Source organism: Neisseria sp. HMSC067H09, from assembly GCF_001814135.1.
In the GTDB taxonomy this organism is placed as follows: domain Bacteria; phylum Pseudomonadota; class Gammaproteobacteria; order Burkholderiales; family Neisseriaceae; genus Neisseria.
In genome coordinates this window covers 1-6521 of sequence record NZ_KV814909.1, presented here as the reverse complement: position 1 = coordinate 6521, position 6521 = coordinate 1, and the positions used below count along the sequence as shown (strand labels likewise).

General features: G+C 50.5%; 4 protein-coding genes. 3 read left to right on the top strand and 1 reads right to left on the bottom strand.

The window, feature by feature from the left end; all coding sequences use genetic code 11:
• The first annotated feature begins 42 nt into the window (after positions 1-42).
• Positions 43-1230, top strand: a complete 1188-nt coding sequence (locus HMPREF2954_RS05995) for a PBECR3 domain-containing polyvalent protein (RefSeq protein WP_045072704.1) — start codon at positions 43-45, stop codon at positions 1228-1230.
• A 187-nt stretch (positions 1231-1417) separates the two neighbouring features.
• Here the strand turns inward: HMPREF2954_RS05995 and HMPREF2954_RS05990 are convergent, their stop codons facing one another.
• On the bottom strand, positions 1418-3673 hold the full coding sequence (locus tag HMPREF2954_RS05990; protein WP_045072703.1) for a nitric-oxide reductase large subunit: 2256 nt from the start codon (positions 3671-3673) through the stop codon (positions 1418-1420).
• Positions 3674-4138: 465 nt separating this feature from the next.
• On the opposite strand from HMPREF2954_RS05990, the gene nirK reads away from it, so the two are divergent.
• Positions 4139-5329 (top strand): copper-containing nitrite reductase, encoded by a 1191-nt coding sequence (gene nirK, locus HMPREF2954_RS05985; protein WP_045072702.1) that lies wholly within the window; start codon positions 4139-4141, stop codon positions 5327-5329.
• Positions 5330-5595: 266 nt separating this feature from the next.
• Entirely contained in the window at positions 5596-6351 is a 756-nt protein-coding gene (locus HMPREF2954_RS05980) for a formylglycine-generating enzyme family protein (protein ID WP_045072700.1), read from the top strand.
• Positions 6352-6521 lie beyond the last annotated feature (170 nt).

Genomic DNA, 6521 nt, shown 5'->3' with positions numbered 1-6521 from the left:
AGGCGAGGCAACGCCGTACCGGTTTAAAGTTAATACACTATAATGAACAAAACGCAGGCTGAAGCTGATGCAACACTGTACGCCCGCGCCGTTGAAACCCTTGCACGTCGTCTGAATATGGGAATCCGTGATTTTGATGCAGCCTACGGCGGCTTGAATGTGGTCGGAGAAAGCCTTTTAGACGACGGCGTATTGAATCAAGCGTTGCCAAGCAACCCGCCGCGCGGATGGGTGCACAGTAGCAACCTGCAGGACGCGGCGGATTTGTGGAACGGCAACAACAAAGCAGAAGCCGCGTTTTGGAATGCCGGTAATACCCGATTGGAAGAACAATTTCCCGAAACAGCGGGTTATTCTGTATTTGTAAATCAAAGCGCGATTGAACACATCAAAAACAACCATAGCAACGCAGAAAGCGACGCGAAGCGCGGACAAACTGCCATCACAGATGAAGATATCAGCCGAATCACTTATATTGTTTCAAATTATGACGCAATAGCCAGCGAGCCGATTAAAGGAACAAACAACAGACGCTTTGCATTTGCAAAACAGTTTGACGATGGACTGATTGTGTATCTTGCCGACAGCAGCAAAAAACGGCGCGATTTACGCACCGTTTCTATGTGGAAGTATCCCCAATCAGCCAATGCCCAAGACGTGCTGCAACACGCCGTGTCCCTAGCCCTAACGCCCGAAGCGGAAGGGGGCATATCCCACGACTCAAATTCTACCCCCAACGCCGACGCCAATCAAGACATACTGTATCAAGGCGGCGCAGACCGTGGAATGTTCAGCCGTGAGCATAACCTGATTGCCCTGTTGAAAAACGCCGACGCATCTACATTCGTTCACGAACTGGGGCATTTCTTCCTTGAAACAAATACCCGTATCGCCCGCGACCTGACCGCCAAGCCTGCCGAAAACCTGACCGAACAGGAACGGCAATTCCTGTCCGATGTTCAGACGACCTTGGATTGGTTCGGTGTGAAAGACCTTGCCGCATGGGACGCAATGAGCCTGAACGAGCAGCGCGAGAATCACGAAAAATGGGCGCGCGGTTTTGAAGCCTACCTGTACGAAGGCAAAGCACCAAGCGAAGAATTGCGCGGGGTATTCCGCCGTTTCCGTTCATGGTTGAAACAGGTCTATCAATCCCTGAAAAGTCTGAACGTAGAATTGACCGATGAAGTCCGCAGCGTGTTTGACAGAATGTTTGCCAGCGACGAGTAGATTCAGCAAACCCAATACATTAACAGCATGACTCCGTTGTCTGATAATAAGGCGTAAGCGAGCATGAACCAAGCTAAGCTGCCCTACCCCTTTCAGGCAACTCCCCATTGAGTTTCTTCTATCTTCCAAAAGAAAAGGTCGTCTGAAAATTTTCAGACGACCTTTTGCATGGTATTCAAGCTAGGATTTATTTATCGCGGCTGAATACGATTTTGGTTGCTTGGATGGCTACGCAGACTGCACCGCCGATGAAGATCAAGTCGGCTGCTGTGCGTACCCAGCGCAGGGTGTCGAGGATTTCCATTTGCAGGAATTCTTCGCTACGGGCATACCACAGGCCATGAGTGATGGAGGCGTATGCTTGAATCGCGCCGACAGGCAGCAGGCTGATGGCGATCATGCCGACCAAGCCGCCGTTGAGCAGCCAGAAGCCCCAAGTCATGAGTTTGTCGTCGAAATGTGCGTTTGGTTTCAGGTAGCGGGCAACCAGTAATACGAAGCCCAGTGCCAAGAAGCCGTATACACCGAACAAGGCTGCGTGTGCGTGAACTGCGGTAGTGTTCAGACCTTGGATGTAGAACAGGGAAATCGGCGGGTTAATCAGGAAGCCGAATACGCCGGCACCGATCATGTTCCAGAAGGCAACTGCTACGAAGCACATCAGCGGCCAACGCAGGCGTTTCGCCCATTCGGACAGGTGTTGGTAAGACCAGTGTTCGTAAGCTTCACGGCCCAGCAATACCAGCGGTACGACTTCCAATGCGGAGAAGCAGGCACCGATTGCCATAGAGGCGGAGGTAGAACCGGAGAAGTACAGGTGGTGCAGCGTACCCGGGATACCGCCCAACATGAAGATGGCGGCGGCAGCCAGAGTGGATGCGGTAGCGGTACTGCGACGGACGAAGCCCATGTTGTAGAAGATGAAGGCAAAGGCTGCGGTAGCAAATACTTCGAAGAAGCCTTCTACCCACAGGTGAACTACCCACCAGCGCCAGTATTCCATCACGGCAATCGGGGATTTTTCGCCGTAGAACAGACCGGGCGCGTAGAACACGCCGACACCGACCATAGAGGCAACGAAGATTGCCAGCAGGTTTTTGTCCACGCCTTTTTCTTTAAAGGCGGAGATGGTGCAGCGCAGCATCAGGAACAGCCACAACAGCAGGCCGACCATCAGCAGGAGTTGCCAGAAACGGCCCAAATCGAGGTATTCGTAACCTTGGTGTCCGAACCAGAAGTTGAGATCGGGGCGAATGATGTGGGTCAGGGCGAAGAAGTTACCTGCATAAGAACCGCCGACTACGATGAACAGGGCGATATAGAGGAAGTTTACGCCGGCACGTTGGAACTTGGGATCTTTGCCGCCGTTCACAATCGGAGCCAAGAACAGACCTGCTGTCAGGAAGCCGGTTGCAATCCAGAAGATGGCGGATTGGATGTGCCAAGTACGGGTCAATGCGTAGGGGAACCAGTCGGACATTTCGAAGCCCAGTGCTTCGTCGATGCCGTAGAAACCTTGACCTTCGACGGTGTAGTGCGCGGTCAGACCGCCCAGCAACACTTGTACCACAAACAGGGCGACTGTCAGGAAGACGTATTTGCCCAATGCTTTTTGGGAAGGAGTCAGCTGTACTTTGGAAATCGGGTCTTCAGTCGGAACTTCTACTTCTTCGTGTTTGGTCAGGAAGGAGTAACCCCACATCAGCAGGCCGATACCCATCAAGAGCAATACAACGCTGGTGAACGACCACATGTAGTTTTCAGTAGTCGGTACGTTGTTGATCAGAGGCTCGTGCGGCCAGTTGTTGGTGTAGGTGAAAGTTTCGTCAGGACGGTTGGTCGAGGCAGACCATGAAGTCCAGAAGAAGAAGTTGAACAGTTTTTCACGCGCTTCTTTACTTGGCAATGTGTTGTTTTTCATTGCGAAGTGTTCGCGGGTCGTCTGAAGGGCGGGATCATCGCTGTATACGCCGTGGTAGTAAGGCAGGATGCTCTCAATGGCTTTGACACGGGTATCGCTGATGACGACGCTGCCGTCTTCTTTAATACGGCTTTGGTTGCGGTATTCGTCGGCAAGGCGGGTTTTCAGTACGGCTTGTTCTTCAGGAGAAACTTCGTTGAATTTTTTGCCGTAAGTCTCTTGCGCAGTCAAATCCAACCATGCGACAAGCTCGCGGTGCAGCCAGTCGGCTGTCCAGTCCGGAGCCTGGTATGCGCCGTGTCCCAATACGGAACCGACTTCCATACCGCCGGTGGTTTGCCAGGCTGATTGACCTGCCAAAATATCGTCTTTGGTCATCAGCTGAGTGCCTGATGCCGAAACGACTCTCTCAGGATAAGGCGGGGCTTTTTTATAAACCTCGCTGCCCATGTAGCCAAGAATGGTAAAGCAGACTGCCAGGACGGCAAACAGCAAGTACCATAGCTTCTTGTACTGTCCCATTTCAGAACTCCTTATTTTGGTAAAAAGTGGTTGCTTATAAATTCATACTATATGAATGTTAAAGATTGTAGCACTCTTTTCAGGCAAAAGAAATATTCTCTTAACAACAATCTTTAAAAAACAGATATATAGTCAATAATAATTCTTATTATCAAAAATACGATGGCATTTTGTAAAGAATTGGATAAAACATGTGAACAATAATAGACGATTTGATGTAGTTTTATCTAGTTATTAAGTAGTAAAACAGGTAGTAAAAGTTCATCTTTGATGAATTAATTGATTTAAGTCAAGATATAGCGGTAAAACCACCTACATAATCCTACAAAAGTGCACAAGAGATGCCTTTCAGACGACCCGGAATAAGGCAGTTTGAAAGAGCCGAAAGCGGTATGCCGCGGACGACAAAGGTTGAAAAAATATACCCTGACCTTCTTAAAATAGTTATTAAAGGAAATGACAACTATGAAACGCCAAGCTTTAGCTGCAATCATTGCTTCAGTTTTTGCTTTAGCCGCCTGTGGTGAGCAAGCTGCCCAAAAACCTGCCGAGCAAACCGCTTCCGCTCCTGCAGCTTCCGAGGCTTCTGCTTCCGGTGCTCAAGCTGCTGCCGAAACCCCCGCTGCCGAGCTGCCTGTTATCGACGCGGTAACCACCCACGCTCCTGAAGTTCCGCCTGCCATCGACCGCGACCATCCTGCACGTGTCCGCGTGAAAATGGAAACCGTCGAAAAAACCATGAAAATGGACGATGGCGTGGAATACCACTACTGGACATTTAACGGCGACGTTCCGGGCCGCATGATCCGCGTACGCGAAGGCGATACCGTGGAAGTCGAATTCTCTAACAACCCGTCTTCTACCGTACCGCACAACGTTGACTTCCACGCTGCTACCGGTCAAGGCGGTGGTGCAGAAGCCAGCTTCACTGCCCCGGGCCGTACTTCTACATTCAGCTTCAAAGCCCTGCAGCCGGGTCTGTACATCTACCACTGTGCCGTTGCCCCTGTCGGTATGCACATCGCCAACGGTATGTACGGTCTGATCTTGGTTGAACCTAAAGAAGGTCTGCCTAAAGTGGATAAAGAGTTCTACATCGTACAAGGTGACTTCTACACCAAAGGTAAAAAAGGTGCGCAAGGCCTGCAACCGTTCGATATGGACAAAGCCATCGCCGAACAACCTGAATACGTTGTATTTAACGGCCATGTAGGCGCTATCGCCGGCGACAACGCTCTGAAAGCCAAAGCAGGCGAAACCGTCCGTATGTACGTGGGTAATGGTGGTCCGAACCTCGTTTCTTCCTTCCACGTTATCGGTGAGATCTTCGACAAAGTTTACGTAGAAGGCGGCAAACTGATCAACGAAAACGTACAAAGTACTCTGATCCCTGCCGGTGGCGCAGCGATTGTCGAATTTAAAGCCGACATCCCGGGCAGCTACACTGTGGTTGACCACTCTCTCTTCCGTGCGTTCAACAAAGGCGCGTTGGGTCAATTGAAAGTAGAGGGCGCAGAGAACCCTGAAATCATGACCAAAAAACTGGAAGACAAAGCCTATGTAGGTAGCGGTGCCGCTTCTGCCCCTGCTGCTTCTGCTCCAGCTGATTCCGCAGCTCCTGCTTCCGCAGCATCTGCAGGTAAAGGCGGCTACTAATCCAGTCATCTCGGCGTAGAGACAGAAAAAAGCCACTGCTGTTCCGGCTGATGCAAGGACAACAGTGGCTTTCTTCCACGACCAATCGAAAGATTGGTTTTTCAGACAACCTATCAAATATCGAAGGTCGTCTGAAAAACCGGTTTCAAGCATTCACGAACCCGACAAGCCAAAAGCACAATAATCAGACGGCCTCTAAGGATTTTTATCCGGTTTCGCTATATAATCAAAGCCTAATACCCCGCATTCAGATTAGAAAGCCCGTTATGAAACTCATACCACTCCTCACCTTCTTTACCCTTGTCGCAAGCGGCAGTGCAGCGGCAGCCGAAATGGCAAAAGTTGAAGGAGGCAGCTACCGCCCGCTCTATCTGAAGAAAGAAACAAGCATCATTAAAGTCAAACCCTTCCAAATCGACAAATATCCTGTTACCAATGCCGAATTTGCAGAGTTTGTCAAAAAACACCCGCAGTGGCAAAAAGGCAAAGTCAGCTCCAAACAAGCCGAACCTGCCTACCTCAAACACTGGGTTAAAACCAGCAGCAACAGCTACGCGCCCAAACCCAATGAACTGAAACATCCGGTAACCAACGTATCTTGGTTTGCCGCCAATGCCTACTGTACTGCGCAAGGCAAACGCCTGCCGACCATAGACCAATGGGAATTTGCCGGACTTGCCTCCGCCACACAGAAAAACGGTTCTGCCGAACCCGGATACAACCGTACCATTCTTGACTGGTATGCAGACGGCGGCAGAAACGGCTTGCGCGATGTCGGCAAAAGCAAACCCAACTACTGGGGCATTTACGATATGCACGGCCTGATTTGGGAATGGACGGAAGACTTCAACAGCAGCCTGCTCTCGTCTGGCAATGCCGATACGCAAATGTTTTGCAGCGGCGCATCCGTAGGCTCCAGTGACCCATCGAATTACGCCGCCTTCCTGCGCTACGGCATTCGCACCAGCCTGCAATCCAAATACGTCCTGCACAACCTAGGCTTCCGCTGCGCCTCGAAATAACCAGTTTCATCACCAAAGCAGCTTTGGCGGTACTGAAAGGTATCGCCTTTTTTTTGAGTTTGAGGTTAATTTGAAAATAGCGAATGGACAAAACCTCGTGCCTAACAAATTTAGCATGACCAAGTTTCTAACGGGCTGAGACCTTTGCAAAATTCCCCAAAATCCCCCAA

Bases quoted from the DNA above. Each gene is read 5' to 3' on its own strand.
- HMPREF2954_RS05995 (WP_045072704.1), top strand. From the start codon at position 43: ATGAACAAAACGCAGGCTGAAGCTGATGCAACACTGTACGCCCGCGCC.
- HMPREF2954_RS05990 (WP_045072703.1), bottom strand. From the start codon at position 3,673: ATGGGACAGTACAAGAAGCTATGGTACTTGCTGTTTGCCGTCCTGGCA.
- nirK (WP_045072702.1), top strand. From the start codon at position 4,139: ATGAAACGCCAAGCTTTAGCTGCAATCATTGCTTCAGTTTTTGCTTTA.
- HMPREF2954_RS05980 (WP_045072700.1), top strand. From the start codon at position 5,596: ATGAAACTCATACCACTCCTCACCTTCTTTACCCTTGTCGCAAGCGGC.